The organism is Nocardia sp. NPDC058058 (assembly GCF_042885355.1).
Classification (GTDB): Bacteria; Actinomycetota; Actinomycetes; order Mycobacteriales; family Mycobacteriaceae; genus Nocardia.
On the sequence record NZ_JBHVSA010000004.1, the window covers coordinates 913,379 to 939,915 of the forward strand.

At 66.6% G+C, this 26,537-nt stretch carries 23 protein-coding genes and 2 tRNA genes; 15 read left to right on the forward strand and 10 right to left on the reverse strand.

Annotated features, from left to right (window positions below; all coding sequences use genetic code 11):
* Positions 1–22: 22 nt before the first annotated feature.
* Together ACFVUS_RS35290 and nudC are read left to right on the forward strand one after the other, a co-directional pair.
* A complete protein-coding gene (locus ACFVUS_RS35290; RefSeq protein ID WP_387776760.1) occupies positions 23–1,057 on the forward strand; it encodes a potassium channel family protein in 1,035 nt (344 codons plus the stop codon).
* A 60-nt stretch (positions 1,058–1,117) separates the two neighbouring features.
* Positions 1,118–2,020 carry an NAD(+) diphosphatase gene (nudC, locus tag ACFVUS_RS35295; protein ID WP_387776763.1) on the forward strand — a complete coding sequence of 301 codons (903 nt, stop codon included), beginning with the start codon at positions 1,118–1,120 and terminating at the stop codon, positions 2,018–2,020.
* Between the two features lie 73 nt (positions 2,021–2,093).
* On the opposite strand, the gene ACFVUS_RS35300 is transcribed toward nudC, so the two are convergent.
* Positions 2,094–2,345: a mycoredoxin gene (locus ACFVUS_RS35300; protein WP_387776766.1), complete on the reverse strand. Its 252-nt coding sequence runs from the start codon at positions 2,343–2,345 to the stop codon at positions 2,094–2,096.
* A gap of 92 nt (positions 2,346–2,437) precedes the next feature.
* On the opposite strand from ACFVUS_RS35300, the gene ACFVUS_RS35305 reads away from it, so the two are divergent.
* The 3 genes from ACFVUS_RS35305 to ACFVUS_RS35315 are packed head-to-tail and all read left to right on the forward strand — an operon-like array spanning position 2,438 to position 3,737.
* A complete protein-coding gene (locus ACFVUS_RS35305) occupies positions 2,438–2,857 on the forward strand; it encodes a hypothetical protein (RefSeq protein WP_364639396.1) in 420 nt (139 codons plus the stop codon).
* Positions 2,854–3,276: an EVE domain-containing protein gene (locus ACFVUS_RS35310; protein ID WP_387776769.1), complete on the forward strand. Its 423-nt coding sequence runs from the start codon at positions 2,854–2,856 to the stop codon at positions 3,274–3,276. The genes ACFVUS_RS35305 and ACFVUS_RS35310 overlap by 4 nt, the downstream gene beginning before the upstream one ends.
* Positions 3,273–3,737, forward strand: a complete 465-nt coding sequence (locus ACFVUS_RS35315) for a MarR family winged helix-turn-helix transcriptional regulator (RefSeq protein ID WP_387776772.1) — start codon at positions 3,273–3,275, stop codon at positions 3,735–3,737. Before ACFVUS_RS35310 ends, ACFVUS_RS35315 begins: the two co-directional genes overlap by 4 nt.
* A gap of 33 nt (positions 3,738–3,770) precedes the next feature.
* On the opposite strand, the gene ACFVUS_RS35320 is transcribed toward ACFVUS_RS35315, so the two are convergent.
* Entirely contained in the window at positions 3,771–5,036 is a 1,266-nt protein-coding gene (locus ACFVUS_RS35320; RefSeq protein ID WP_387776775.1) for a low temperature requirement protein A, read from the reverse strand.
* Positions 5,037–5,137: 101 nt separating this feature from the next.
* On the opposite strand from ACFVUS_RS35320, the gene ACFVUS_RS35325 reads away from it, so the two are divergent.
* The 3 genes from ACFVUS_RS35325 (at position 5,138) to ACFVUS_RS35335 (ending at position 8,283) form a co-directional block, all read left to right on the forward strand.
* A complete protein-coding gene (locus ACFVUS_RS35325; protein WP_387776778.1) occupies positions 5,138–7,282 on the forward strand; it encodes an ATP-dependent DNA helicase UvrD2 in 2,145 nt (714 codons plus the stop codon).
* A 184-nt stretch (positions 7,283–7,466) separates the two neighbouring features.
* Positions 7,467–7,832 carry a hypothetical protein gene (locus ACFVUS_RS35330; RefSeq protein WP_387776781.1) on the forward strand — a complete coding sequence of 122 codons (366 nt, stop codon included), beginning with the start codon at positions 7,467–7,469 and terminating at the stop codon, positions 7,830–7,832.
* A gap of 199 nt (positions 7,833–8,031) precedes the next feature.
* The gene (locus tag ACFVUS_RS35335; protein WP_375336031.1) at positions 8,032–8,283 is read left to right on the forward strand and encodes a WhiB family transcriptional regulator; all 252 of its coding nucleotides are present in this window, start codon (positions 8,032–8,034) and stop codon (positions 8,281–8,283) included.
* Between the two features lie 84 nt (positions 8,284–8,367).
* On the opposite strand, the gene ACFVUS_RS35340 is transcribed toward ACFVUS_RS35335, so the two are convergent.
* The 3 genes from ACFVUS_RS35340 to ACFVUS_RS35350 form a co-directional block, all read right to left on the reverse strand.
* Positions 8,368–9,753, reverse strand: a complete 1,386-nt coding sequence (locus tag ACFVUS_RS35340; protein WP_387778520.1) for an ABC1 kinase family protein — start codon at positions 9,751–9,753, stop codon at positions 8,368–8,370.
* 44 nt (positions 9,754–9,797) lie between these two features.
* Positions 9,798–10,739, reverse strand: a complete 942-nt coding sequence (locus ACFVUS_RS35345) for a hypothetical protein (RefSeq protein ID WP_387776784.1) — start codon at positions 10,737–10,739, stop codon at positions 9,798–9,800.
* A gap of 120 nt (positions 10,740–10,859) precedes the next feature.
* A complete protein-coding gene (locus ACFVUS_RS35350; RefSeq protein WP_387776787.1) occupies positions 10,860–12,296 on the reverse strand; it encodes a zinc-dependent metalloprotease in 1,437 nt (478 codons plus the stop codon).
* Between the two features lie 85 nt (positions 12,297–12,381).
* Between ACFVUS_RS35350 and ACFVUS_RS35355 the strand changes: the two genes are divergently transcribed.
* Entirely contained in the window at positions 12,382–13,407 is a 1,026-nt protein-coding gene (locus ACFVUS_RS35355) for a PDZ domain-containing protein (protein ID WP_387776790.1), read from the forward strand.
* A 179-nt stretch (positions 13,408–13,586) separates the two neighbouring features.
* Here ACFVUS_RS35355 and ACFVUS_RS35360 read toward each other — a convergent pair whose 3' ends face one another.
* On the reverse strand, positions 13,587–14,189 hold the full coding sequence (locus ACFVUS_RS35360) for a PPA1309 family protein (protein ID WP_387776793.1): 603 nt from the start codon (positions 14,187–14,189) through the stop codon (positions 13,587–13,589).
* 176 nt (positions 14,190–14,365) lie between these two features.
* On the opposite strand from ACFVUS_RS35360, the gene ACFVUS_RS35365 reads away from it, so the two are divergent.
* Positions 14,366–17,359, forward strand: coding sequence for a UPF0182 family protein (locus ACFVUS_RS35365; protein ID WP_387776796.1), 2,994 nt, complete (start codon positions 14,366–14,368; stop codon positions 17,357–17,359).
* Between the two features lie 282 nt (positions 17,360–17,641).
* On the opposite strand, the gene ACFVUS_RS35370 is transcribed toward ACFVUS_RS35365, so the two are convergent.
* On the reverse strand, positions 17,642–18,667 hold the full coding sequence (locus ACFVUS_RS35370; protein ID WP_387776799.1) for an Lrp/AsnC family transcriptional regulator: 1,026 nt from the start codon (positions 18,665–18,667) through the stop codon (positions 17,642–17,644).
* Between the two features lie 144 nt (positions 18,668–18,811).
* On the opposite strand from ACFVUS_RS35370, the gene ACFVUS_RS35375 reads away from it, so the two are divergent.
* Entirely contained in the window at positions 18,812–19,663 is an 852-nt protein-coding gene (locus ACFVUS_RS35375; RefSeq protein WP_387776802.1) for an SDR family oxidoreductase, read from the forward strand.
* Positions 19,664–19,775: 112 nt separating this feature from the next.
* Here ACFVUS_RS35375 and ACFVUS_RS35380 read toward each other — a convergent pair whose 3' ends face one another.
* Entirely contained in the window at positions 19,776–20,318 is a 543-nt protein-coding gene (locus ACFVUS_RS35380; protein ID WP_387776805.1) for a transglycosylase family protein, read from the reverse strand.
* 533 nt (positions 20,319–20,851) lie between these two features.
* Between ACFVUS_RS35380 and ACFVUS_RS35385 the strand changes: the two genes are divergently transcribed.
* Positions 20,852–20,925: transfer RNA gene (locus ACFVUS_RS35385), tRNA-Met, on the forward strand.
* Between the two features lie 52 nt (positions 20,926–20,977).
* Here the strand turns inward: ACFVUS_RS35385 and ACFVUS_RS35390 are convergent.
* Positions 20,978–23,107: a protein kinase gene (locus ACFVUS_RS35390; RefSeq protein WP_387776808.1), complete on the reverse strand. Its 2,130-nt coding sequence runs from the start codon at positions 23,105–23,107 to the stop codon at positions 20,978–20,980.
* Between the two features lie 168 nt (positions 23,108–23,275).
* On the opposite strand from ACFVUS_RS35390, the gene ACFVUS_RS35395 reads away from it, so the two are divergent.
* The 3 genes from ACFVUS_RS35395 (at position 23,276) to ACFVUS_RS35405 (ending at position 25,130) form a co-directional block, all read left to right on the forward strand.
* The gene (locus ACFVUS_RS35395; protein ID WP_387778523.1) at positions 23,276–24,043 is read left to right on the forward strand and encodes a trans-aconitate 2-methyltransferase; all 768 of its coding nucleotides are present in this window, start codon (positions 23,276–23,278) and stop codon (positions 24,041–24,043) included.
* Between the two features lie 143 nt (positions 24,044–24,186).
* Entirely contained in the window at positions 24,187–24,978 is a 792-nt protein-coding gene (locus tag ACFVUS_RS35400; protein ID WP_387776811.1) for a PP2C family protein-serine/threonine phosphatase, read from the forward strand.
* 78 nt (positions 24,979–25,056) lie between these two features.
* Positions 25,057–25,130: transfer RNA gene (locus ACFVUS_RS35405), tRNA-Met, on the forward strand.
* A gap of 118 nt (positions 25,131–25,248) precedes the next feature.
* Here ACFVUS_RS35405 and ACFVUS_RS35410 read toward each other — a convergent pair.
* Complete coding sequence (locus ACFVUS_RS35410) at positions 25,249–26,436, reverse strand: PucR family transcriptional regulator (protein ID WP_387776814.1); 1,188 nt, start codon at positions 26,434–26,436, stop codon at positions 25,249–25,251.
* Between the last annotated feature and the right edge of the window lie 101 nt (positions 26,437–26,537).

The following is a 26,537-nucleotide window of genomic DNA, read 5'->3' on the forward strand; positions in this document are numbered from 1 at the left end:
GTTCGGTGAATCCTCACGGGGTTTGGCCCGGCTCACGGACCGGCCCGACTTCGCCCTGGTCGGCATTCTGCGGATCCCGACCGGACAGGACAGCCCCTGGCAGGCGCTCTCGCGCCGGCTCGGCATGGCGGTGCTGCTGCTCGCACTGGCGACCGCGGTGGTGTACATCGGCCGCGACGGCTATCACGACAACGCGCGTGAAGAGATGTCGCTGCTCGATTCCGCCTACTACGCCACGGTCTCGCTCTCCACCACCGGCTACGGCGACATCACACCGGTCACCCCGACCGCGCGGCTGATCAATATTCTCGTGGTCACCCCGCTGCGGATCCTCTTCCTCATCGTCTTGGTCGGCACCACCCTCGCCGTGCTCACCGAACGATCCCGGCAGGCTTTCAAGATCCAGCGATGGAGGCACACCGTGCGCAATCACACCGTGGTCGTCGGCTACGGCACCAAGGGCCGCACCGCGGTCGACGCCATGCTCGCCGACGGCGCGCAACCGGCCGACATCGTGGTGGTGGACACCGATCCACAGGTGCTCGAGGCCGCCGCCAACGCCGGGCTGGTGACGGTGCACGGTTCGGCCACCCGATCCGATGTGCTGCGCCTGGCGGGCGTCGCGCACGCCGCTGCCATCGTGGTCGCCGCCAATCGCGATGACACCGCGGTGCTGGTCACCCTGACCGCCCGCGAGATCAACCCCAAGGCGCGCATCTCCGCCGCCGTCCGCGAGGCCGAGAACACCCATCTGCTGCGCCAATCCGGCGCGGATTCGGTGGTCGTGTCCTCCGAGACCGCGGGCCGCCTGCTCGGCATCGCCACCACCACCCCCACCGTCGTGGAGATGATCGAGGATCTGCTCACCCCCGAGGCCGGTTTCGCCATCTCCGAACGAGACGTGGAACCCGAGGAAGTCGGCGGATCGCCCCGCCACCTGCGCGATATCGTCCTCGGCGTGGTCCGCGCGGGAGTCCTCATCCGGGTCGGCGATCCCGAAACCGACGCCCTGGAAAAGGAAGACAAACTCCTCTACCTCCGCCGCGTGGCGGGCTGACCACCGCTCTTCATGATCGCAATCACATGTCCCGCAACCTGATACGACTAGTCTCGGTATGTGTCTTTCCAGCTGAACGCGGTTCCGGTCCTGTCACGCTCCACCCTTGATCGCGCGGAGCACCTGCGCGCCGATGAGCAGGCCCTCAAAGAGGGCTGGGCGCAGGCCAAGCTGCTACGGATGAACAAGCGCGGGCAGGTGCGCGTGGACAGTGGTGCGGTGGTGCTGGATGCCGCCACTAGCCTGGCCGCCGATCCGGCCCCCGACGCGGTCTTCCTCGGCGTCGACGGTGACACCCACCTGTGGGCGGTCCGCGATGACGCGATCGACGGCGAACTCGCCGATCTGCGCGCCTTCGGCAGCACCCTCGAACTCGACGATTTCAGCACCGGCCTGCTCTCCACCGCCATCGCCCTGCTGAATTGGCATGGCAAAGCCGGTTTCAGCGCCGCCGACGGCACCCCCACCCGCGTCACCGCGGGCGGCTGGTCCCGCACCAGCGAATCCGGTTTCGAGGAATTCCCGCGCATCGATCCGGCCATCATCTGCCTGATCCACGACGGCGGCGACCGCGTGCTGCTGGCCCGCCAGCACACCTGGCCCGAGGGCCTGTTCTCGCTGCTCGCCGGATTCGTCGAAGCCGGTGAATCCCTCGAGCGCTGCGTCGAACGCGAATTGCGCGAGGAGGTCGGCGTCGATGTCACCGATATCCGCTACCTGGGCAGCCAGCCCTGGCCGTTCCCGCGCTCGCTCATGCTGGGTTTCAGCGCCGTCGCCGATCCGGAACAGACGGTGACCTTCCACGACGGCGAGATCGCCGAGGCGCACTGGTTCACCCGCGCCGAGGTGCGCGAGGCGCTGGCCGCCGGTGCCTGGGGCGCGAAAACCGATGCGCGCCTGCTGCTTCCGGGTTCCATCTCGATCGCCCGCACCATTGTCGAATCCTGGGCCGCCGCAAGCTGATTCGCGCGTCACCCGGAACGAGAACAAGCCGTACATCCCCCGGATGTACGGCTTGTCTTTTACTGCGGCCTACTCAGCTGATGTCGGCGAGGGCCTTCTTGACCTGCGCCAGGCTGGGGTTCGTCGCGGTCGAGCCATCGCGGTACTTGATGGTCGGGACCACGTGGTTCCCGTTGTTGACGCTGCCCACGAATTCGGCGGCATCCGGATTCTCTTCGATGTCGATCACCGAGTAGGTGATGCCGGCCTCGTCGAGTTGGGTCTTCAACCGGCGGCAGTAGCCGCACCAGGTCGTCGAGTACATGGTCAGGTCTTTTGCAGTCACGGTCTGTGCAACGTGACCCGCTTCGATCGTGTTCCCCGGGTTTTCCGAGATCAGGGGTTGACGGAGATTTAGTATGCGCGCATACTAAATCCATGAACTTCATCGCACAGGCCACCGCCACTTCGACCGCCGCACCCGCCGCCTTCTTCGCGAAATGGGCCGATATGGCCACCTGGCCGGAGTGGAACAACGACACCGAATGGGTGAAACTCGACGGCCCCTTCGTCCAGGGCGCGACCGGAACCCTCAAGCCCAAGGGCGGCCCCAAGGTCGGGTTCGTGGTGGAAAAGCTCACCGATACCGAATTCATCGATGTGTCCAAGCTCATCGGCGCCCGGCTCGTTTTCGCGCACACAGTCAGCGTCGAGGACAAGACCACCGTCTCGGTGCAGGTCTCCATCGACGGCCCGCTGCGCTGGTTCTGGACCAAGATCATGGGCGCCGATCTCGCCAAATCCGCCCAGCCCGACCTGAACGCGCTGGTCGCCGCCGCCGAGGCGGTGCGGGCATGAGGCGGTACTGGCTCGCCGTGGTCTCCCGCGACCACGTGCACCGCGGCATGGAACTTGGTATCGCCCAGGCCAATCACGGCAAACGCGCCGCCATCGAACGGATGGCGGCCGGTGACGGACTCGTCTACTACTCACCCCGCACCGGCATGCGCGAAGGCGAACCGGTGCGCGCCTTCACCGCCCTGGCCACCATCGACGACCGCCCGGCCTGGCAGGCCGAAGACCCGGGCGGCTGCTTCCGCCCCTGGCGGCGCGCGGTCAGCTACGACCGCGACGCCCGGCAGATCCCGATCGACGACCTGCGCGGCGAACTCGACCTCACCGGCGTCCCCAACTGGGGCATCGTGCTCCGGCGCGGTCTGGTGGAACTGACCGCGCACGATTTCGAGGCCATCTCCCGCGCTATGGTCGGGCAGTGACGGCGCGCAATGAGCTGCATACCGATTTCGGTGATGCCGACGAAAGTCCGGGCCTGTTGCTCTGGCAGGTGACCAATCGCTGGCAGGCCGCCCAGCGCGCCGCCCTGGCGCCCTTCGACCTGACCCACGTGCAATTCGTGCTGCTGGCCTCGCTCACCTGGCTCACCGGCAAATCCGGTGACGAGCCGGTCATGCAGCGCGATCTGGCGGCGCACGCCGCGACCGACCCGATGATGACCTCGCAGGTATTGCGCGCGCTCGAACAGAAGGGCCTGATCGAGCGCCGCGACCACCCCAGCGATCGTCGCGCCAAATCCCTGGTGCCGACGAAAACCGGTGTGGCACTGGCCAATCAGGCCATCGTCGCGGTCGAATCCTGTGACCGCGACTTCTTCGGCCCGCTGGGTGAGCGCACCGGTGCGTTCACCACCGCGCTGCGCCGCCTGCGCGACCGCGACTGATATCGGAATCGTAAGGGGCGCTGCGCTTCTCGATCAGGCCGCGGCCGGTCCGCCGGCGCCGCGCGGCCGCCGATGCGGGCGTGCGGGACCGGATCCGGTGCGCCACCTACCCTCCGAATGCGTCTGCCAGGCCAGCGACCACAGGATCAGCGCGAGAATGCCGTACACCAGCGGAAGCGGGCCGATATTCGGGGCGAATATACCCAGCGCCACCGCGATCAGCGTGCAGGGCAGGGGATATCCGAGCAGGGTTCGCCAGCCGGTCGGGCTGCGCAGCCCGCTCACCGCGAGCACGACGAAATACATGATCGTGCCGCCGCACAACACCCAGCCGATTCCCGTCGAGACATGACTGTCCGCATGCTCGATGGTCATGCCCAATCCGGCGGCGATGGTGGCTATCGCACCGGTCACCAGGCAGTGCGTGGCCATGACGTGCTGCCACGGCACCTGATTCGCCGGATCGGTGCCGCCCATCAGCCGGGGTATCGCACCGAATTTGAGCGTCAGCGCCCACAGCCCGGCCAGGATCAGGAACGCGCCAAGACCCAGCGCCAGCACATGGAAATTCCATGCCGCCGAGCCGACGGCATTGATCGCCATGATGATGCCCTCGCCGAGCACGATGATCACGTACAGGCCCAGCCGCTCACCCAGATGCTCCGGATTGGCATGCATCGCACGAAGTTTCGGCAATTCGCGGCCGTCGAACCGCGGTGACTCCCGAATCCGCGACAGCCGCTTGTCGAACTCGTGCTGCGCCTGCGCCAGCATGCGTTCACCGGTGAGCACGAACATCAGATACAGATCGATGGCCAGGCCTGCCGCCCAGAACCAGTACTTGCCCGGCTCGCCAACCCACAGCGAGGCGATCCACGGGAACACGCCGACCGTCAGCTGCACGGTCGGGAAATCCACCACGATCCGCCCGCGCCCCCACACCTGCCCGATGACCAAACGCACCACCACATACACGGCCGCGAACGTGGTCGAATGCCGATCCGGCACCCCCGCCACCGCGGCCGCCATCACCCCCAGCCCCAGCATCGCCGACAACATCAATACCGGGTGCGTGCGATCCCCCGCGATATCCCCGTACAACGTGATACATGCCCACACCAGCCAAAACGCCAGGTAGAGCAACACATACAACACCACATGCTCCAGCGACGGCCCACCGTGCAGCAGATGCGTCAACTGCCCGATCCCGGCCACCGCCACCAGATCGAAGAACAACTCCATCCACGACGCATGCCGATCATGCGTCACCTCACCCGTCCCGGGCGCCTCATTCACCACGACGGCACGCTAACCCGGCAAAGCGCCCAATGCTCGGAACCGGTGACACCAATTCGGACCGGGGAGCGCCAGCGGCGGGCGGGTTGTCGGGGGGCACTGTCATGATGGTGCGCGTGACTGCCGCCGCGACCCAGAAGCTCCGGCTCGACGATCTCGATGCCGAGCAGGCGGCGGCCGTGCGCGCGCCGCGCGGGCCGGTGTGCGTCCTAGCCGGGGCGGGGACGGGCAAGACGCGCACCATTACGCATCGGATCGGGCATCTGGTGTCGGCGGGGCATGTGCGGGCGGATCAGGTGCTCGCGGTGACCTTTACGGCGCGGGCGGCGGGGGAGCTGCGGAGCCGGTTGCGGGCCTTGGGGCTCGGCGGGGAGGCCGGGCAGGTGCAGGCGCGCACGTTCCACGCGGCCGCGCTGCGGCAGCTGCGGTATTTCTGGCCGCAGGTGGTGGGGGATGTGCCGTGGAAGCTGCTGGATCGCAAGTTCCCGATCGTGGCGCAGGCGGCGCAGCGCGCCGGGCTGGCCAGTGACACCGATACGCTGCGCGATCTGACCAGCGAAATCGAATGGGCCAAGGGCTCACTCATCGCGCCGGAGGATTACGCGACCGCCGTTGCGCGATTGCAGCGCGACGCGCCTTTCGAGGCGTCGAAGGTCGCGGCGGTCTACTCCGGATACGAATCGCTCAAGACCACCGCCGACGGACTGCTGCTCGATTTCGACGATCTGCTGCTGCACACCGCCGCCGCGCTGGAGGACTACACCTCGGTCGCGGAGGAATTCCGCGGCCGCTACCGCAGTTTCGTCGTCGACGAATATCAGGACGTCACACCGCTACAGCAGCGCGTGCTCGACGCCTGGCTCGGCGAACGCGACGATCTGACCGTCGTCGGCGATGCCAACCAGACCATCTACTCGTTCACCGGCGCGAGTCCGGCCTTCCTACTGGACTTTTCGCGCCGCTTCCCCGATGCCACGGTGATCCGCCTCGAGCGCGACTACCGCTCCACCCCGCAGGTGGTCTCGCTCGCCAACCGGGTGATCGGCGCGGCCCGCGGCCGCATCGCGGGCACCCGCCTGCAACTCATCGGCCAGCGCCCCGACGGTCCGGAACCGTCCTTCGCCGAATACGACGATGAGCCCGCCGAGGCCGCGGCCGTTGCCAATTCGATCTCGAAACTGCTCGGCAAGGGTGTGCCCGCCGCCGAGATCGCCGTGCTCTACCGCATCAACGCGCAATCCGAGGCCTATGAGCAGGCGCTCACCGAAGCCGGAATTCCGTATCAGGTGCGCGGCGGTGAGGGCTTCTTCAACCGCACCGATGTGCGCCAGGCCGTACAGGCACTGCGCCAAGCCGGAGCCCGCGACGATCTCCCCGATGCCCGCGGCCCCGAACTGGTGAATCTGGTGCGCGCGGTGCTGGCCCGCCTCGGCCTGACCGCCGAGGAACCCGTCGGCGTCCAGGCGCGCGAGCGCTGGTCCGCGCTCATGGCCCTGGTCAACCTCACCGAGGAGCTCGGTGCGCACGAACCCGAACTCGATTTCGGCGGCCTGCTGCGCGAGCTCGCGGCCCGCGCCGAGGCTCGGCACCCACCGACCGTGCAGGGCGTCACGCTGGCCTCACTGCATGCCGCCAAGGGTCTGGAATGGGACGCTGTCTATCTGGTCGGCCTGGCCGACGGCACCATGCCGATCCAGCACGTCCTGGGTCACGACGGCGCCGTCACCGATGAGGCCGCACTGGAGGAAGAGCGCCGACTGCTCTACGTCGGCGTCACCCGCGCCCGCGAACACCTCCAATTGTCGTGGGCGCTGGCCCGTTCGGAGGGCGGCCGCAAGGTGCGCCGCCGCTCCCGCTTCCTGATCGGCCTGGTCCCCGACGACTCCCCGGCCTCGCGCATAGCGCCGAGCACCACCGATCGTCCCGGTCCCAAACGCGTGCACCCCACCTGCCGGGTCTGCGGCCGCCCACTGCTCAATACCCAGGCGACCATGCTCGGCCGCTGCAACCGCTGCCCCGCCGATATCGACACCGAGTTGCTGGCCGCACTCCAGGAGTGGCGAAAAGACAAGGCCGAGGCCCTGTCCCTACCCCATTTCGTGGTCTTCAGCGACACCACGCTGACCGCCATCGCCGAACAGCGACCCGCCGATGACCGGGCGCTGGTCGCCATCCCGGGCATCGGCGCGAAGAAGCTCCAGACCTACGGCGCGGACGTACTGGCTATCGTCCGGGCCCGGCAGCGGTGAGCGCGCGACCCGAACGGGTTGCCACACTTCACTTCTGAACCGGGGTGCGCAAGACCGCAAAACTGCTGGTCAAAAATAGGTTGTGCGCATCTGTATATCTACTTAGGGTGGTCTCATGCACACGGGAGGAATCCCGGCGCGCATGGGTACTTATCGGCTACGAGAGCAGGAGGGAGGCAGACCAATGAACGGCATCGTGAACACCGCATCTGTCCGGACAATGTCCGGTGATTTGGCGACGGTTTCGACCGTCTCCGTCATGTCCGCCTCCCGGGGGATCCTCGCTACGCAGGGGATTCGTCTGTCCGGTTTCGTCGGTGATCTTGGTCTTCAGGGTTTTGCAACCAAAACCCAAGCGGCAGAGCAGATCGTCATGAAGCAGGACAAGCCCGAGGGCAGCTGGCACCAGGCAGCCACGTATGTGGCTACCGATGCCTTCGCAGCGGAAGCCGGAGTCGATCCGGTGCATCTGCTGCCGGCAGCCAGCCGCCCCCGCAACATCCACCTCGCGACCGTGAACAGGAGTCGACGCCGAAGTCGACTCAGGTAAGGGATAACTCCCAGACCATCTGGCCACGGATCGCCCAAGAAGCGAAACCGTGGCCATAGTTATATCGGCCTCCAGCCCTCGGGCAGCGGTTTCGCTTCAACTACCGAAACGACCGCTGCACGAGAAGGAGACCGACGTGTCCACCACGGTTACCCGTGACCGCGTGACATGCCGCAACACCGTGGCCTCGACTCCCCGCATTCGCCGGGGCGCCACGATGTCCGTACCTTGCCGAGATGGCAACCCTGATCTCTGGTTCGCCGAGAGCCCGGCTCAGCTGGAAGAGGCCAAGACGCTGTGCGCGGCTTGCCCGATCCGGCAGGGCTGCCTGTCCGCCGCCATCGACCGCGCCGAGCCCTGGGGCGTCTGGGGCGGGGAGATCTTCGATCAGGGTGTCGTCATTGCCCGTAAGCGCCCGCGTGGGCGTCCGCGCAAGGTCGCGGTGGCATGATCGGCCTGAGCGCCGGGGGTGAAAAAGAACGCATACGACCCGCTTACTTCTTCGTAAGCGGGTCGTTTTGCGTCTGAAGGGTTTTCAGCTCGCGGTGCGGTATTCCTTGTAGCCGGGGACCCAATCCTGCATGAGCTTCATGAAGGGCAGTTCGGCATCGAGCTGGGCGCAGATGCCGATGGAACCGCCGAGCACGCGGAAGATCATTACGTGTTCGGCCGGAAGTTGCAGGGCGCGAGCGGTTTTCAGCATCTCCTGATTGGAGATATCGGTGGCCTTGCCCGCCACGCGCTGCATCCACTTACGGGTGAAGTGGAAGGTCTCGGTCTTGATCGGGTCGGTGAACGGCCGCAGGTAGTCCTGAATCTCCTGGTGCGTAACCTTTTTCCCGGGAATGACCCAGCCATTGGTGGTCATCAACTCGGTCAGTTCGTCGAAGCGCTCCTCGACCGCGAGCGCCACCATCTGGCCCAGCTCCTTCGGGAAGCCATTGGGCAGCGGGGCACAGGCGCCGTAATCGATGACCGCGAGCCGGCCGTCCGGCATGAGCATGAAATTGCCCGGGTGCGGATCGGCGTGCAGCAGACCCGCGATAGCCGGTGAGCTGAAATGGAATTCGCCCATCATGGCGGCGACCCGATTGCGCACATCCACCGTGCCCGCGGGATCCTCCATGCCCTGGGTGATCACCTTGGAGATCGGAGTGGCACTATCCAGCCATTCGGTGACGATGACCTTGGGCGCACTGGCCACCACCTTGGGCACCAGGAAGCGCGCGTGCCCGTCGAAGGCCTTGGCGAACTGGCGCTGATGGCCGCCCTCGATGCGGTAGTCGAGTTCTTCCTCGGTGCGCTCGCTGATCTCGGCCAGGATCGGTTTGACGTCCGCACCCGGAATCAGCGCGCCCATCATGCCCGCCATGCGATTGAGTGTTTTGAGATCCGCGCGCAGCGCCTCGTCCGCACCCGGGTACTGCACCTTGACCGCGACGACGCGGCCGTCCGACCAGACGGCCTTGTGCACCTGGCCGATACTCGCCGAGGCGGTCGGCTCATCGTCGAATTCCTTGAAGCGCTGCCGCCAGCCGGTGCCCAGCTGCTGATCCAGCTGCCGGTGTACGGCGGCGGTCGGCATGGGCGGCGCGGCGGCCTGCAATTTGGTGAGGGCCTCGCGGTAGTGCTCACCGAATTCCTCGGGTACCGCCGCCTCGAAGACGGACAGCGCCTGCCCGAACTTCATCGCCCCGCCCTTGAGCTCACCCAGTACCGCGAACAATTGTTCGGCGGCCTTCTGGTTCAGTTCGGCATTGATCTCGGTCTTATCGCCCCCGGCCAGTTTGCGGCCGAAACCCACGGCCGCCCGCCCTGCGATGCCCAGTGGGATCTTCGCCAACTTGGCATTGCGGGAAGAGCGCTTGCTCACAATCTCTGACACGTTCCCATCATGCCGATGTCCCAGACGGTTCGCCATGGGAATCGGATGTAATCGCGGGTCCAGGGCTTTAGTGGTATCGGTCACAGCAACTCCGATTCGCTATTACGGGCAGCCGTGGGATCCGTGATGTCCGAATCGATTTCGCTGCTCGCGGGTTCGCCGATGGTCTCCCGGTCGCTCCGCGCGGTATCCAGGCAACCGCAGAGCGGATGGGCGGGCCAGCGCCGGAAATCCAGGTGCGGTCGATCGAGATGCAATTCGAGGGTGGCATTCAGGGTGGCCGGTGCGAATTCGGCATCGCCGTGCGCGATGGTGTCGATCTCGTGCAACGCGAGTGCCGCCGCGGCCGCGATACTCGCCGGGGTGGCATGCCCGGCCCGGCCCAGCAATTGCGCGCTCAAATGCGGCCACTCCGGTTCCAGATCGCAACGCAGTAGATCCGCGCAGCGCAGACAGCTGGACTCACCGGGCAGCACCAGCGGCCCGATCACCCCGTGCCCATCGCGAATTCGCACCTGAAGATGCGGAATGCGCCGGCGCATCAATTCGGCCACCAGTGCCGGATCCGGGACCAGGGCATCGGCGAGCACCACGAGATCCGGCCGCTCCGGCCGTGCGCCCGGAGCGTGCCCGGGAAAGGAATGACTGCCCCGCAACCCGATTCGCCGCAAACCGTCCAGCAGCGCGTCCGAGAGCGGGCCGCGCCCGTGCACCCGCACCCGCCGCAATCGCGAAGGCGTTTCGGCGTCGATCAGCAGTCCGGCATCGGCCAGCGTATCCAGCAGCTCCAGCGTGGATTCCCCCGAAAATCCCAATGCCCTTGCCTTACAAAGAATCTCGTCCTCGGGCCGCACCCCATCCAGCAACCGCAATAGCGCGGGCACCGCCTCGACCGGCCCCACCGGTCGCAGCACGACCGCTGCCCCCGGAGTCCACCCCAACTGCACCAAGCCATTCCGGCGCAGCAGCACCGTGACTCGCGGATCCAGCATCGGCCCATACGTACGCGCAAGCGTGGTCATGCCCCAACCCTGCCCGCCCCCGAAATCGCGATAACCCTTGAAAACGCTTGATTACCAGCGCTTTCAAGGGTTATCCACAACTTCACGAAACGAGATCGAGCCCCATGAGGGGCCTCGGTTTCAGGAGTTCGGCTTATCGCCTTCGTCGTCGGTCGGCTGCTCCGGCTTGGTGGTGTCCACCGGCTTGTCCCCGCCCGCCGCGGCTTCCTTGGCGGCCTGCTCGCGCTTCTCCACCTCCGCCAGCTGAGCCAGCGGATCGTCGAAAGCCGTTGTGCCGCCGCCGAGTACCGAATCGATGAAGCCCGCGGGGGCGTCCAGATCGGAGGAGTCCGGGAGCAGGTCCGGATGCGCCCAGATGCCGTCGCGCTGTTCGATGCCGGCGTCGGTGGTGAGCCGCCGCCACAGCGTGGCCGCCTCGCGCACCTTGCGCGGGCGCAGTTCCAGGCCGACCAGGGTGGCGAAGGTCTGCTCCGCCGGTCCGCCGGTGGCGCGGCGGCGGCGCAGGGTTTCCGCGAGCGCGCCCGCACCGGGCAGCCGATCACCGACGGCGTCGGTGACCACGGTCTCGACCCAGCCCTCGATCAGCGCGAGCAGGGTTTCCAGGCGATCCAGTGCGGCCTGCTGCTCGGGGGTGGTCTGCGGTTCGAAGGTGCCCTGCGCGAGCAGTTCCTCCAGCTTGGACGGGTCCTGGGCCAGCGTCATCGGATCCAGTCCGGCGGCGGCCTGTTCGATGGCCGAGAAGTCCATCTTGATGCCGCGCGCGTAATCCTCGACCGCGCCCAGCACCTGCTGGCGCAGCCACGGCACATGCGCGAACAGTCGCTGATGCGCGACCTCGCGGGCGGCCAGGTAGACCAGGATCTCGCTCTCGGGCTGTTCCAGTCCGGCGCTGAATTCGGAGATGGCGGCGGGCAGCAGCGCCGCGGTACCGGCCGGGCCGAGCGGCAGGCCGATATCGGTGGAGGTCAGCACCTCCTTGGCGAGCTGGCCGAGCGCGGAACCCAGCTGTGAACCGAAGGCGAGTCCGCCCATCTGGCCGAGCATGCCCATCATGGGCGCGGCGAATTCCTTGGCCTCGGCGGGCAGGGTCGCGGTCCACATGCCCGAAACCTGTTCGGCCACCGGATCACACAGCCGCTTCCAGGTCGGCAGCGTCTCCTCGATCCAGTCATTGGCGGTCCAGGCCACGGTCTTGGTCGCGCCCGCGGGCAGCGTGGTGACCGGGTCCAGCCAGAGTTCGGCGAGATGCGAGGCATCGGCGACCGCGCGCTGGGCGCCCTCGGTCACCGGGGTGACGCTGGAACCGAGCTGCTGGCGGGCCAGCCGCTTGGCGAGGTCGTAATTGACCGGACCGGACTGTGCGCCCGGCTGGCCCATGGTGCTGAACATCTGACCCAGCTGACTGAGCATCTGGCCGAGTTGCGAGGGATCGAATCCGCCGCCGCCCGGACCACCGAATCCGAACGGGTTGTTCGCACCGGAACCGCTGGACTCGTCGCCGGGCTTGCGCTCCGGGTCGTCGTCGCGATTCGAGAATCCGAACGGCATATCACTCATGGCTTCTACGGTACTGGAGCCTCCGATGCGGCGAACCGCCGAGCGGAACGCGGCAATCGGGGGCATCACCAGTACCCTTGGCCGCGTGAACCGTCGGATATTCACCCTGCTCGCCGCCCTGATCCCCATTTTGGTGCTGGGAATCATCGGCAGTGTCGTCACCGTCCCGTTCGTGGCACTCGGACCTGGGCCGACATTCAACACGCTGGGCGAAGTGAATGGAAAACAGGTCGTTGAGGTGCGGGGAGCCGCGGTCGATCCGACCGCGGGCAATCTGAATATGACCACGGTCTCCGTTCGCGATCAGCTGAATATCTTCGAGGCATTCGGGCTGTGGCTCGATGGTCAGCACGGTCTGGTGCCGCGCGCCGAGGTGTATCCGCCCGGAGTGTCGCGTGACGAGATAGACAAATCGAACCAACAGGATTTCAAGGATTCCGAAGACAATGCGGAATTGGCGGCCCTGCATTATCTGAAGATGCCGACCGTGGTGCGGTTGCGCGCGGTCACCGAGGACGGGCCCGCGAAGGATGTACTGCGCAAGGGCGATGAATTGGTGAGCGTGGACGGCAAACCCATCACCACGTCCAAGGATGTGGTGGCGGCGGTGTCCGCGGCCAAACCCGGCAGCGCGATTCCGGTGGTGTTCCGCCGCGACGGTGCGGAGCAGCGCGCCGAGATCACCCTGGGCGCGCGCCCGGACGATTCCAACAAGGGCTATCTCGGCATCACGCCCGGCGAATTCGCCAGCGGTCCGATCCAGGTGGACTTCAACCTGGCCGAAATCGGCGGTCCCTCCGCCGGTCTCATGTTCACCCTGGCCCTGATCGACAAGCTCACCCCGGGTGAACTCAGCGGCAACAAGTTCGTCGCGGGCACCGGCACCATCGACCCGGACGGCAAGGTCGGCCCGATCGGCGGCATCCAGTACAAGATGATCGCCGCCCACGAGGCAGGCGCCCAGACCTTCCTGGTCCCCGCCGCCAACTGCAACGAAGCCGCCCAGCGCACCCCCGACGGCCTCCGCCTGGTCAAGGTCGAAAACCTGGCGGGCGCGGTGCAGGCGCTGGACGACATCAACGCGGGCAAGGAAACCCCCAGCTGTAGCTAGCGCGGCCCTCGTCATCCCGGCGCGTCTTTGGCCGGGATCCACACAATCGGTGCGAGTACCGCCAGCTGTGGATCCCGGCCAAAAGCATGCCGGGATGACGAGGTGGGGCATCCCGTAAGCAGCCGCGCCCCACTGCCATCAGGCAGTGGGGCGCGAATTGCTTTCAGCGGTAAGCCCGCTCAGTCCTCCGGCTCGTTGTCGAGCGTCTGTCTGACCGCCTCGACCAGGTTCGGAGCCAGGTTGGGGGCGGTGCGGAGGTCGAGGTCGCCGAAGGGGTCCTCCTCGTCTTCGGCGGGGCGGACCTGGAGCAGGGACAGCGAGGTGCCGTCGCGCAGGACGCCTACGAACAGGCGGGCGTCCCGGCGCTCCGGATGCGAGACCGCGGCCTGCCGGGCGGCCGAGTCGGCGGCATCGGGATCGGCGAGCAGCGGTTCGATCGCGTCGTCGAGGGTCTGCTCGGCATCGGGCGGCAGCACCACGATCTGCTGCACCAGCACGCAGCCCTCGACCGCGAGCGGCCAGCTGGTGGTCGCCAGGAATTCGTCGAGCGCGCGCGGGTGGTCGCCGTTGATGTCCTCCGGAAACGGCTCCTGCGCAATGGGAGTCAGGGCGTCTTTCTCGTCCACCTGATCCAGCAGCGACGGTTCGGCGGCGACCAGGTCCACCGTCGGTACCAGGGCGAACATTTGCGGGGGACGGTCCCAGCCCTCGCCGTCGACATACTCGGCGACTTCACGGATGCACCGGTACAGGGCGGACGCGGCCCACTGCTCAGGGTTCACCCCGCAATCCTCGCATCGAGATCTCGCGGTCTCGAGCCCGGGTGTTGGGCCGGATCCCGGGCGATTTACGTAGAGTGGGGCGCGAACGGTCCCCTGGGACCAACTCGCATCATCGGACTGCGGTGCACCGCCTGGTTTTTCCGGGCGGGCCTGCCGGACCCTGGGAGAGTGGCATCGTGGGCATGCGCCCCCCGACTGGCTTACCTTCGCTGTCACGCCGCAGCCGGATATTGCTGGTGACAGCACTGGCCCTGGCGGCATTGTTATTGGTCGGGCCGCGGCTCACCGACGCCTATACGAACTGGTTGTGGTTCGGCGAGGTCGGTTTCCGCGGTGTGTACCACCGGGTCCTGCTGACCCGCTTCCTACTGTTCCTGGTCGTCGCGCTGGTTGTCGGCGCGATCATCTGGCTGGCGCTGCTGCTGGCGTACCGGTCGCGGCCGGTATTCGTGCCGGTGTCCGGGCCGGGCGATCCGATCGCGCGCTACCGCACCACCGTCATGAGCCGACTTCGGCTGTTCGGCATCGGGATTCCGCTGCTGATCGGTGTGCTGTCGGGTCTGGTGGCGCAGTCGAGCTGGGCCACGGTGCAGTTGTTCCTGCACGGCGGCAAGTTCGGCGTGCAGGATCCGCAGTTCCATCTGGACATCGGTTTCTACACCTTCGATCTGCCGTTCTATCGGATGGTGCTGAACTGGCTGTTCGTCGCCGTGGTGATCGCGTTCTTCGCGAACCTGGTGACGCACTACGTGTTCGGCGGGCTGCGGCTGGCGGGTCGCGAGGGCACGCTCAGCACCGCCGCGCGCGTGCAGCTGGCGATTCTGGCCGGACTCTTCGTGCTGCTCAAAGCGATCGCCTACTGGTTCGACCGGTATGCGCTGCTGTCGAGCACGCGTAAGGAACCGACCTTCACCGGTGGTTCGTACACCGATATCAACGCGGTGCTGCCCGCCAAGCTGATTCTGCTGTCCATCGCGGTGATCTGCGCTATCGCGTTCTTCGCCGGTGTCGTACTGCGCGACTTGCGCATTCCGGCCATGGCGGCGGCGCTGCTGGTGCTGTCCTCGGTGCTGGTCGGCGCGGTGTGGCCGCTGCTGGTGGAGCAGTTCTCGGTGCGCCCGAACGCGGCCACCAAGGAGAGCGCGTATATCGAGCGCAATATCGAGGCCACGCGCGATGCGTACGGGCTCACGCCGGACAAGGTCGAATACACCAATTACAAGGGTGAGGCGACCACCGATCCGGTGACCAAGCAGCCGATCATGGTGCCGTCGGATCAGTCGACCATCAAGAACATCCGGCTGCTGGACCCGAATCTGCTGACGCAGACGTTCATTCAGCGCAATCAGCAGCTGCAGAACTTCTACGGTTTCCCAGATCCGCTGGACATCGATCGCTACACCATCAACGGTGAGATGACCGATTTCATCGTGGCGGCCCGAGAGTTGCAGCCGCAGAACCTGTCCGGCAACCAGACGGACTGGATCAACAAGCACACGGTCTACACGCACGGCAATGGTTTCGTGGCCTCGCCCGCGAACCGGGTGAATCAGGCTCCGCCCAAGGACACCCAGGCCGCGGGACAGTCGGCGGGCAGTGATTCCGGCGGCGGTTACGGCTACCCGGTATTCAACGTCGGTGACCTGTCCACGGTCAGCGACCTGTTCACGCCCAAGGACAAGCAGGCCATCAAGCTCGATCAGCCGCGCATCTACTACGGCGAACTGATCTCCAAGGGCGATGCCGACTACGCCATCGTCGGTGGCAACAATCAGGCTCCGCGCGAATACGACAAGCCCGATGAGCAGTACACCTACTCGGGCGCGGGTGGCGTCTCGATCGGCAACTGGTTCAACCGGTTCGCCTTCGCGGCCAAGTACGCCGAGCGGAACATCCTGTTCTCCGGTGCGATCGGCTCGGATTCGAAGATCATCTTCAATCGCAATCCGCGTGATCGCGTCACCCAGGTCGCGCCGTGGCTGACCGCCGACGGCGATGTGTACCCGGCCGTGGTGGACGGGCGCATGCTCTGGATCGTGGACGCCTACACCACGCTCGACAATTACCCGTACGCCCAGCGCACTTCGCTGGACGGGGTGGTCGAGGACAGCATCGACCAGACCACCGGCCGGCTGCTGCCGCGCAAGGAGGTCTCGTACATCCGCAACTCGGTGAAGGCGACCGTCGACGCGTACGACGGCACCGTCACCCTGTACCAGGTGGACAAGACCGATCCGGTGCTCAAGGCGTGGAGCGGGGTGTTCCCGAACGCGGTGAAGCCGGAGAGCGCGATCAGCGCGGATCTGCGGGCGCACTTCCGGTATCCGGAGGATCTGTTCAAGGTGCAGCGCGAGATGCTCGCCAAGTACCACGTGGATGATCCGCGTGAGTTCTTCACCAATAACGCCTTCTGGTCGGTGCCGAACGATCCGACGCAGGAGGGTGCGGCCAGCGGTGCGCATCAACCGCCGTACTACGTGCTGGTGGGCGATCCGAAGACGAACAAGCCGACCTTCAATCTGACCAGCGTCATGGTCGGGTACAAGCGAAACTTCCTGTCCGCCTACATCCAGGCGCATTCGGATCCCGAGAACTACGGCAAGATAACCGTTTTGAAGTTGCCACCGGATTCACAGACGCCGGGGCCGGGCCAGACACAGACGTCCATGACGACGAACGATCAAGTGTCCAGGGACCGGAACCTGCTGACCGGCGGCAATGTCAACAAGATCAAATACGGCAATCTGCTGACGTTGCCCGTCGGTGACGGCGGCATCCTGTACGTCGAACCCTGGTATCTGGAACGCAATGCGGGCGGGCCGAATACACCGTCCTTCCCGCAGCTGGTGAAGGTGCTGGCCAGCTATCGCGACAAGGTCGGCTACGGATCCACGGTCAAGGAAGCGCTCGAACAGGTGCTCCCGGGCACCGGCAGCGCGGCCACCGACCAGCCCAACCAGGCATCCCCACCGCCGAACCAGGGGACAACTCCGCCCAACCAGGGCACGGTGACCCCACCGGCGGCCAATAAGGACGCCGCGGTCAAACAACTCGACGATGCGTTGCGGTCGGTCCAGGACGCCCAGAAGTCCGGCGACCTCGGCCAACTCGGCAAGGCATTGGAACAGTTGCAAACAGCGGTCAACGCCTACCAGAAGGCAGGCAACTGACCCGCTGACCGCTGAACACTGAAAAGGCGCTGCCGTCGACAACGACGGCAGCGCCTTTTCCTTCGCCACCAGCACACGCCTCTGAGGTGCATCGGCGGACAACAACCCCGTCATCCCGGCGCGCTTTTGGCCGGGATCCACTGAATCTCGTTGGAGTACAGGTGGTGTGGATCCCGGCCAAGGACACGCCGGGATGACGAAGGGGCTGTGCCGGATGTGGTGAGGGGGCTGTTGTGCCGGATGTGGTGAGGGGCTGTTGTGCCGGATGTGGTGAAGACTCGTTCAGCGGCGTCGGGCGGGCTGGTGCGCGAGGGTGGGCTGTGAGGTGGACTTCACCGTGGCGAGTACGGGTGTGGTCTCGAGGGTGTGGATGGCGTCGAACGCGCCGAGGCGCTGGGTCAGGTAGGTGTGCAGGCTGGCGGGGTCGGGGCAGAGCGCTTCGGCGATGAGGTTCGATTTGCCGGTGGTGGCGGCCAGGAAGGCCAATTCCTCATGCTGGGCAAGGGCTTTCGCGACGCGGTCTAGCTGGCTGGGAGCGACCGTGGCCCAGAGCAGCGCGCGGGTCGTGACTCCGAGCCCACGATCGTCCACCTCCACATCGAAGTACAGCGCGCCGTCGGCTCGCAGCTCCGAAATGCGTCGTGCCACAGTGGATTGCGACCATCCGGTGGCGTCGGCCAGGCGGGCCAACCCCGCGCGGCCGTCGGAGCGGAGAGCCGCGAGGAATGATTCTTCCTCGGCCGTGGCGGGGCGTCGCGCGGCAGTGCGCGTTCCCGGTGCTGTGGCCGAATCCCGCTGTGCCGCAGCGTGGATGTCGGGGTGCGGTCCCGCCAGCGCGAACTGCTGGTCCGCGTCGAGCACGGTGAGGCGACCCGGCCAGGCGGTGGGACCGCCCAGGTAGGTGTGCAGGACATAGTGTGCCGAGATCCCCGTGATCACCGAGGTGCGGGGGAGGTCGTGCAGGAGTAGCTCGGGTGTGCCGGACTCGGGGGCATCGACGATCAGGAAGATCTCGGTGCCGCCGGAGGTGAGCATGACCCAGGTCGTATCGGTGCGCTGGGCGAGGATTTCGGCGAGTTGACGGGACGCCGGGGGAGTCGTGGTTAGGCGCACCAGCCACTGTGTGGTCCCGGTGCGCGCGGGGTCCGCGAGGCCGACCACGCGCAACCCCGCCGTCTCGCGCAGGCGTGCGTAGCGGCGCGAGACGGTTTGGGTCGAGACACCGAGCACCTCGCCGATCCGCTGGAATGTGGCACGCCCGTCGAGGTGCAGGGCGTGGATCAGTCCGCGGTCGATCTCATCCAGCATGGAATGAATCATCTCATTCGCGGGTGATATGGAATATATCCGCGCTTCGAGTTCGGTTCATGGATGTTGCCCGGCGCTTGGCACAGGCTGGTTTCAGCGCGGTGATCAACCCCGCGAAGAGCCGCTGAAGAGCTGGAGTGCGTGATGATTCTTGTGACCGGAGCTACCGGAACCGTTGGACGAGCCGTGATCGACGGACTGCTCGAGCTGGGTGTGCCCGTGCGGGCGCTGGCCCGCCGCCCGGCGGATGCCGGATTGCCCGCCGGGGTCGAGGTGGTGCGGGGTGATCTCGGGGAGCCGGACAGTCTGGTACCCGCGCTGCGGGGTGTGGAGAGTGTGTTCCTGCTGTCGAGCGGGCCGGAACTGCCCAAGCATGACGCGAATATCGCTGCCGCGGCGGCGGATTCGGGCGTGGACCGGATTGTGAAGCTGTCCTCGGGCCGGGCCGGGGATGACGCCGCCACCGATCCGATTCCGATGTGGCATCGCGCCGGTGAGGACGCGGTCCGGGCGAGCGGGGTTCCGTGGACCATGGTGCGCCCCTTGGGTTTCATGTCCAATGCCCTGCACTGGGCTCCCGGCATCCGGAACGCCGATACGGTGCGCGCCCCGTTCGGTCAGGGCCGCATCGCGGTGGTCGATCCGGTCGATATCGCCGCCGTCGCGGTGAAATCCCTTGTGGATGAAAGTCATTCGGGCAAGATCTACACCCTGAGCGGTCCGCGGCCGCTCTCACCCGGTGAGCAGACCGCTATCCTCGCCGACGTACTGGGCCGCCCGCTGCGCTATGTCGAGATCTCGGTGGACGAATCACGTTCGGCCATCATCGGTTTCGGTGTCACGCCGGAGATGGCCGATGCCATCACCGCCCTGCGCGCCACCGCCCTGGAATCCTTCACCTCGGTGGTGCACCCGACCGTCGAACAGCTCACCGGCCGCCCGCCGCGCGACTTCCGGGATTGGGCGCTCGCGCATCGCGCCGAGTTCGCCAACTGAGCGAATTCCCTTCCGGTACAAGAAAAGCGCTGTCGTCATGGGCGACGACAGCGCTTTCCTGTCACTTCCGGTATGGGGAAGGAGTATGCGGGCTCGATGGCCCAGGGGACGCTCAGCGGCCCCAGGACTCGATGAGCGAGGCGTTCTGATCCAGCACCTGCTGGTACTGATCCTGCACGCCGAACTGCTGGGCGAGGCCACCGGCGGCGGTCTTGGCCTGATCGATCAGGACCTGCTTATCGCTGACCGGGGCGGGCGCGGCGGGGAGGGCGGGCGCGGGCTCGACGAAGGGCTCCGGCTCGGGCTCGGAGGTACCGGCGCGCAGGTACTGGCCGCAGACCGGCCAGGCGCCGACGCCCTGGCTGGCGAGCACGTTCTCGGCCACGCGGATCTGCTCGGCCTTGGAGGCGTTGGCAGCACTGCCCTGGCCGCCGTGTGCCGACCAAGTGCTCGGCGAGAACTGCAGCCCGCCGTAGTAGCCGTTGCCGGTGTTGATTCCCCAGTTACCGCCGCTCTCGCACTGGGCGACGCCGTCCCAGTCGTGGGCGGGGGCTGCCGAGGCGGTCGCGGAGAAGCCGAACGGGACGGCAACAAGGGCACCGGTGACGGCGAGGAAGCCGAGGGCGCGGGTGTTGATCTTCCGGTTCTGTTTCATGGTGTTTTCCCTCCCTGCGAACGACCGACCAGGCGTTTTGCTGCCGTGTCCCTGTCCCCAGGGGCTCTGGGTACCAAACCGCGGGACAGGGTTTCCGGCGTGCGGCGGTTCGGTGCGGTGCCCATCACGGGTTTGATCCGGGCCGAGATTGACGATAACGGGAGGATCTCGGCAGATCACGTCTTGATAACTTCGGAATTGCATGAAGCGAATAACCGAGAAAATGGCCTTCATGCAGGTTGGCTATGCTGCATTTCGTAAATCCGAGCGGTCTGTTATATGCCTGTGATGTGATTTAACTCACTGGGTAAATGTGACTCCAGTCACGTTTCGGGCGCGTTTCGCGGGACACGCGCGCAGGAAGGCCTTCCCAGGCGGAGGTTTTTCGGTCCACGACCTCCGTTTCGCAACCATCCGGATGGTTGGAACTCCCGCCGCCGCCACTTCAAGATCGGACCGTCTCGCCGCAAAACGGCCTCTGACCATACGATTTGGTGCTGACTGCGAGCCGTGTGTAATGTTGTGTTCACCGACGCGGGGTGGAGCAGCTCGGTAGCTCGCTGGGCTCATAACCCAGAGGTCGCAGGTTCAAATCCTGTCCCCGCTACTAACGAGAAGGCCTCCGAAGATCACATCTTCGGAGGCCTTTTTCGTATGCGCTAGCCGAAGTGCTGCCCGAACCAGGTGCCAAGGTCCCGCTCGGTCTTGGGTCCGGGGCGGGGGTCGTCGGCGGCCAGCGTGCAGAGCAGGACGGTCAGCACGCGTTCGTCATCGGCGGCCAGCAGGCAGGGATGGGGCGGTGCGTCCAGGCTCGTGGTGTCGTCGAAACAGAAGAAGCGCCCGACCGGTCCGCCGGTTTGCCGCCAGACGTCATCGCTGCCGCCCGTGCCGCCGCAGCCGTGTCCCGGGTACTGGGTGAGCCGGGCCTGATATCGCATGGTCTCGGTGCGGCGGTCCGGATAGCTGTACAGCACGACGGCCGGGCCACCGGCCAGGCCGCACGTCAGGATGGCGTTGGTGAGTGTGCTGGGACTCTTGGGCGCCAGATGGCGACAATTGGTGTGCCGGTACTCGGATCTGCCGAGCCGGTCCAGCAACGCGTACTGCGCCGGGGTGAACGCGTCCGGATCCTCGGCGTCCTCGGCGAGCTGCACCTGGCCGAGGTCGTGCCGGGCGGCGTAATCGCGAATGGTTTCATCGCCGGCGGCGGCCCAGGTGTAGACCGCCATGGTCAGCACCTTCTCGTTGGTGAGCACCAGCGCGGGTTTCGGACTGGCCGGATCGTTCTCCCGATCGGTGAAACACGCTCTGCGCCCGACCTCTTGATCGTGGAAGACCGAGGCGGCGTCCAACCCGGCCGGATCCCCGGCGCACGGTGCGGCCCGGAAGCGGTGCAGGTACAGCACATACGAATCGCGCAGGCTGTCGACGCTGCGGAAGCGCCACAGGTGCGCGGTGGGATCGCCGGAGGCGGGGTTGGCGGCGCAGGACAGGGCGGCGACCGTGTATTCGCTGGACGCGCCGCGCACGCAGTTGGCGCGTTTGTATCCGGTGGCGGTGGTGAGGGACAGCAGTTCGATATCCGGGGCTTGCAGCGCGGTGGCGTCGGGGATCGGGGTGCCGGTTCGCTCGCCGCGCAGCGCGGTCCAGCCTTCGACGCCCAGTGCGGCGAGGGCGAGGACCAGCACGCCGGTGAGTGCGAGCAGCTTCCGGCGTGTGGTGAATCGTGTTCTGCCCGTCGATGTTTCGGCCGGATGTTCGGTTTCGGGTGGTGTCTCGTCCGGTGTGGGAGCCGGGGTGTCGCCCTCGGTCATCGCCGTCGGCGAATGGTTCATATGCGCCGCGAGATCACTGCCGCTCGCCCGGGTGGGTCCGGTGATCGTCTCGGCGGGGCCGGAGTCCGCGGACGAATCCTCTTCCACGCGAAAGAGACTCGGCTGTGTCAGCACGGGCCCGGTGAGTACGGTGCGCGCCGCGGCGGCCAGTGCGCCCGCGGTCCGATAGCGATCGCGCGGACTCTTGGCCATACCGCGCGCCACCACCGCGTCGAACCCCTCCGGTACCGCGGCGCGAACCAGGCTGGGATGCGGGATGGGTACGGCCAGATGCGCGTACATGACCTGTGCCGCCGAACTTCCCGAGTACGGGCGGGTACCGGTGAGGCATTCGTAGAGCACGCAGGCGAGGGCGTACACATCGGCGGCGGCGGTGACATCGCCCGCGGTGAAGCGTTCGGGGGCCATATATCCGAACGAGCCGACGGGGGAGTCGGTGCGGGTCAGGGTGTCATCGCCGATGGCTCTGGCGATGCCGAAGTCCACCAGGTAGGCGAAGCCGTCGGGGGTGACGAGAATATTGTCCGGTTTCACATCTCGGTGCAGCAGCTCTTCGCGATGTGCGGCGTCGAGCGCGGCGGCGATCTGGGTGATCAGCGCGACCGTCGTCTCGGGTGCGAGCGGTGCCTCCCGGTGCAACAGGCTGCGCAGGCTCGCGCCCTCGACCAGACGCATATCTATATAGAGTCGCCCGTCGATCTCGCCGAAGTCGTGGATGGGGATGACATGTGCTTCCCGCAGTCGGGCGGCCGCGCGGGATTCGCGTTGGAAACGCCTGCGGTACACCGGATCTCCGGCCAGCGGGGCCGGTAGCACCTTCAGTGCGACGATACGTTCGCGGCCGGTGTCGTAGGCCCGGTACACCTCGCCCATGCCGCCGCGCCCGATCAGCCCGTCCAGTCGGTACGGACCGAACCGGTCGCCGATGGTGAGCGGCTGTGGTGCTTCGGTCATCTCGTCCCCAGACTCATCGAGGCGAAAATCATTGTGGCAGCGAACGTATCCGGCAATTCTAGATTGGCTGGAAATTCATCTCGGGGGGCTTTCCGGGTATTCGCGCGGGGTCGGATTAGGGTTGGCCTGGAAGTAAGGACACGGTTGGTGACCCGGAATGGAGTAGCCATGTGGGATCCGCGGCAGTATTTGGCCTTCGATGATCATCGGGCGCGGCCGTTCTTCAATCTGGTGCAGCGGGTGCGGGCCGAGAAGCCGCGCCGCGTGGTGGATTTGGGTTGCGGGCCCGGCAATCTGACGGTGACGCTGGGGGAGCGTTGGCCGGAGGCCGCGCTGGAGGCCTCGGATTCCTCGCCCGAGATGGTGGCCGCCGCGCGGGCGCGCGGTATCGACGCGCGGCTGGTGGATGTGCGGGAGTGGCGGCCGAGCCCGGATACCGATGTGGTGGTGACCAATGCGGTATTGCAGTGGGTGCCCGACCATCCGGAGTTGATCGCGAGGTGGGCGCGCGAGCTGCCCGCCGGGGCGTGGCTGGCGTTCCAGGTGCCCGGAAACTTCGATGCCCCTTCGCATCTCGCGATTCGCGCACTGGCCGGTTCGGAACAGTGGCGGGTGCGGCTGGCTCCGGCCGGACTGCTGGAGCCGCGCGCGGTGCTCGATCCGGCCGGGTACGCCCAGGTGCTGACCGCACAGGGGTGTGCCGTGGATGCCTGGGAGACCACCTATTTGCAGCGACTGACCGGTCCGGATCCGGTACTGGAGTGGGTGACCGGCACCGCACTGACCCCCGTGCGCGATGTGCTCGATGACACGGACTGGGCCGAGTTCCGGTCCCAGCTCGCACCGCTGCTGCGCGAGGCGTATCCGCAGCAGCCGGACGGTGCGACCTGGTTGCCGTTCCGCCGGATCTTCGTGGTCACACAGACCGCGCACTGATCCGCGATAACGTTCTGATCTCGGCTTTTGCCGGTTTACACAGCAATCGCACAGGCAAATCGGGAGTAGTGCACGGTTTTCGGCCGTTGAATGAGGGAGTGCTGATCCACAGCACCCCGTGAGGCCGAGTCCCAGGAGGGGCCATGCACAGCGAGGCGTTCGAGATCGGCGCCGGAGATCCGGTGGAACCCGCTGACCAGGCGTGGCTGGGCCGGGTGGCGGGTTCGGCGGTGAGCCGAGTCGGTTTGCGCACCATCAACGCCGACGCGGTGGCCACCTTCACCGATGAACGCCTGGGCCGCACGGCCTTCGTGGTCGCCGATGGCGTCGGCGATCATCTGGCGGCGGCACGCGCCGCGCGGCTGGTGGCCCGGACCGCCTCGCGGGTGGCGGTGGTACACGGTGCGCGAGCCGGAATCCTTGCCGCACAACAGGAATTGCTGCGCGAGTTGCCCGAGGCGGCCGCGGACAGCGTGCTGGTGGTGGCGGTGCTCCCCGCGGGCGGCCAGCCGGACGGCCCGACCGATATCGCCTGGGTGGGCGACTGTCGCGCCTATCGCTGGAACGGCCGTGCGCTCCAGCGCATCACCACCGACCACACTGTGGCCGAATACTTTCGCTCGCGCGGGCATGAGCCGATGCCCGGTATGGCGCACCTGGTCACCACCTCCGCCCGCACCGTGGAACCCGATCAGATCGGCCACACCGCAACGGGTTCGAGCGCGGGCCGTCTGCTGCTGTGCAGCGACGGCGTCGGCAAGAAACTCGATATGGTCGCGATCAAAACCCTGCTCGCCGCGAATGATTCGGCCGGTCACACCGCCGAGGCCCTGGTCGAGACCGCACTGGCCAACGGTGGCCGGGACAACACCACCGCGCTGGTGGTGGATGCCCAGCTGTTGCGGGGCCTGTCCCCGGTGCAGCGTCTCACCTAGCCGAAAGCCGCCTGACCTCGCCCTTTTCGCCCGTTTTGGAGATACCGTCCACCTAGGGGTAACGTCTTCTTCACCCGACGCGGGGTGGAGCAGCTCGGTAGCTCGCTGGGCTCATAACCCAGAGGTCGCAGGTTCAAATCCTGTCCCCGCTACTAACGAAGAAGGCTCGGAACCACTTGGTTCCGAGCCTTCTTCGTGTATCAGCGCACCGGGGTGACCGATTCGGGTGGAGTGTGGATGCCTGTGGATATCCGTCCGACGAACTGACTTCTACTGTCCGAGCAACTGCTCCGCCTGCAGGGCGATGTAGAGTTCGGCGGCTTCGACGGGGTTATCGCAGTCGCGGCCGGTGAGGTCGCGAATCTTGTGCAGGCGGTAGAGGATCGTGTTGCGGTGGCAGTGCAGTTGGCGCGCGACCGCCGGATTCGAGCCGCCGTGGTCGAACCAGGCGCGCAGGGTGGTGAGCAACTCTTCGCGTTGGATATCGGGAATCTCGCGGAGCGGGCCCAGGATTCGGGCCGCGGTTCGCCTGGCCGCGGCGGGCAGCTGGACCAGCAGCAGCGGGATCGGGTCGGCGCCGTACCAGGTCACGGTGCGGATGCCGGGCGGGCGGCAGCGCAGCGCCAGGCGGGCCTCGCCGACCGCGTCCGCGATCCGCTGCGGGGCGGAGAAGGGCTGGCTGGCTCCGGTGCGGCCGGGGAAGAGTGTCGCCAAACCTGTTACCGCCGAGATGATCTCGTCCGGGGACCGGCCGCAGGCGAGACCGAGGTGAACATCCTCGCGGGTTTCCCATACCGCTGTGACGCTGTGCTGCCGCAGCGACTGTGTCGCCGCGGCGGTGTTCTCGGGCCGCCCGGGTTCGATTTCGGTTGCCAGCACGGTGTAGCTGCCCTGTTCCGGAAGGTCCAGGGCGCGAAGGGCTTCCATCGCCCGCGCCGGGGTTTCGGTGCGGGTGTCGAACAGTTCGCGAATATGCCGCGCCCGGGTCTCGGCATCGGCGCGGATCAGCGCGCGCTCGGTATCGCGGTAACCAGTGGTGAGGGCGTCGGACATGCGATCGACCAGAGCCCATGCCGCGGTGGTGAATTCGATCAACTCGCCCGGCGGAATCCGGTTCGCGCGCGCCGCGAACTCCTCCCAGACGAGCTGTACGGCGAAGCGATAGCAGCGCAGCACGGTGGCGAGCGGGATGCCCTGTTCGGCGCGCAAACGCCCGGCGGCGCCGGCTGATTCGAGGTCGGCGGGCTGCGCCGCACCGAGCTGGAACAGGATCGTGGACAGCAACGTCCGGCAGGCGTCGTAGAGATAGTGCCGATTGGCGGGTGTGTCCTCGAGGTAGCGCTGTTCGGTCGCGATGATCCGTTCGGTCAGGGTCTCCGCGAGTCCGTCCACCTCGGATGAGAGTTCGCCAAGGAGTTGCCCGATATTCGAAGTCGCGGTGCCCCGTGTGGCGTCCATTACAGCAGCGTAGGCTATGACCTGCTGTTTTGTGCGGGCGAACAAAGAGGTCGATCGTAGCCTCTGGCGGTTGCCCATAGGTGGATTCGACCGCCCGCACC

Excerpts from the sequence above, each read along its gene's own strand:
- ACFVUS_RS35325 (WP_387776778.1), top strand. The coding sequence starts at position 5,138 with ATGATGGTGCGCGTGACTGCCGCCGCGACCCAGAAGCTCCGGCTCGAC.
- ACFVUS_RS35390 (WP_387776808.1), bottom strand. The coding sequence starts at position 23,107 with ATGACCGAAGCACCACAGCCGCTCACCATCGGCGACCGGTTCGGTCCG.
- ACFVUS_RS35370 (WP_387776799.1), bottom strand. The coding sequence starts at position 18,667 with ATGCTGGATGAGATCGACCGCGGACTGATCCACGCCCTGCACCTCGAC.
- ACFVUS_RS35345 (WP_387776784.1), bottom strand. The coding sequence starts at position 10,739 with ATGACCACGCTTGCGCGTACGTATGGGCCGATGCTGGATCCGCGAGTC.
- ACFVUS_RS35340 (WP_387778520.1), bottom strand. The coding sequence starts at position 9,753 with ATGGCGAACCGTCTGGGACATCGGCATGATGGGAACGTGTCAGAGATT.
- ACFVUS_RS35330 (WP_387776781.1), top strand. The coding sequence starts at position 7,467 with ATGAACGGCATCGTGAACACCGCATCTGTCCGGACAATGTCCGGTGAT.
- ACFVUS_RS35395 (WP_387778523.1), top strand. The coding sequence starts at position 23,276 with ATGTGGGATCCGCGGCAGTATTTGGCCTTCGATGATCATCGGGCGCGG.
- ACFVUS_RS35310 (WP_387776769.1), top strand. The coding sequence starts at position 2,854 with ATGAGGCGGTACTGGCTCGCCGTGGTCTCCCGCGACCACGTGCACCGC.
- ACFVUS_RS35380 (WP_387776805.1), bottom strand. The coding sequence starts at position 20,318 with ATGAAACAGAACCGGAAGATCAACACCCGCGCCCTCGGCTTCCTCGCC.
- ACFVUS_RS35305 (WP_364639396.1), top strand. The coding sequence starts at position 2,438 with ATGAACTTCATCGCACAGGCCACCGCCACTTCGACCGCCGCACCCGCC.
- ACFVUS_RS35400 (WP_387776811.1), top strand. The coding sequence starts at position 24,187 with ATGCACAGCGAGGCGTTCGAGATCGGCGCCGGAGATCCGGTGGAACCC.
- ACFVUS_RS35350 (WP_387776787.1), bottom strand. The coding sequence starts at position 12,296 with ATGAGTGATATGCCGTTCGGATTCTCGAATCGCGACGACGACCCGGAG.
- ACFVUS_RS35375 (WP_387776802.1), top strand. The coding sequence starts at position 18,812 with ATGATTCTTGTGACCGGAGCTACCGGAACCGTTGGACGAGCCGTGATC.
- ACFVUS_RS35410 (WP_387776814.1), bottom strand. The coding sequence starts at position 26,436 with ATGGACGCCACACGGGGCACCGCGACTTCGAATATCGGGCAACTCCTT.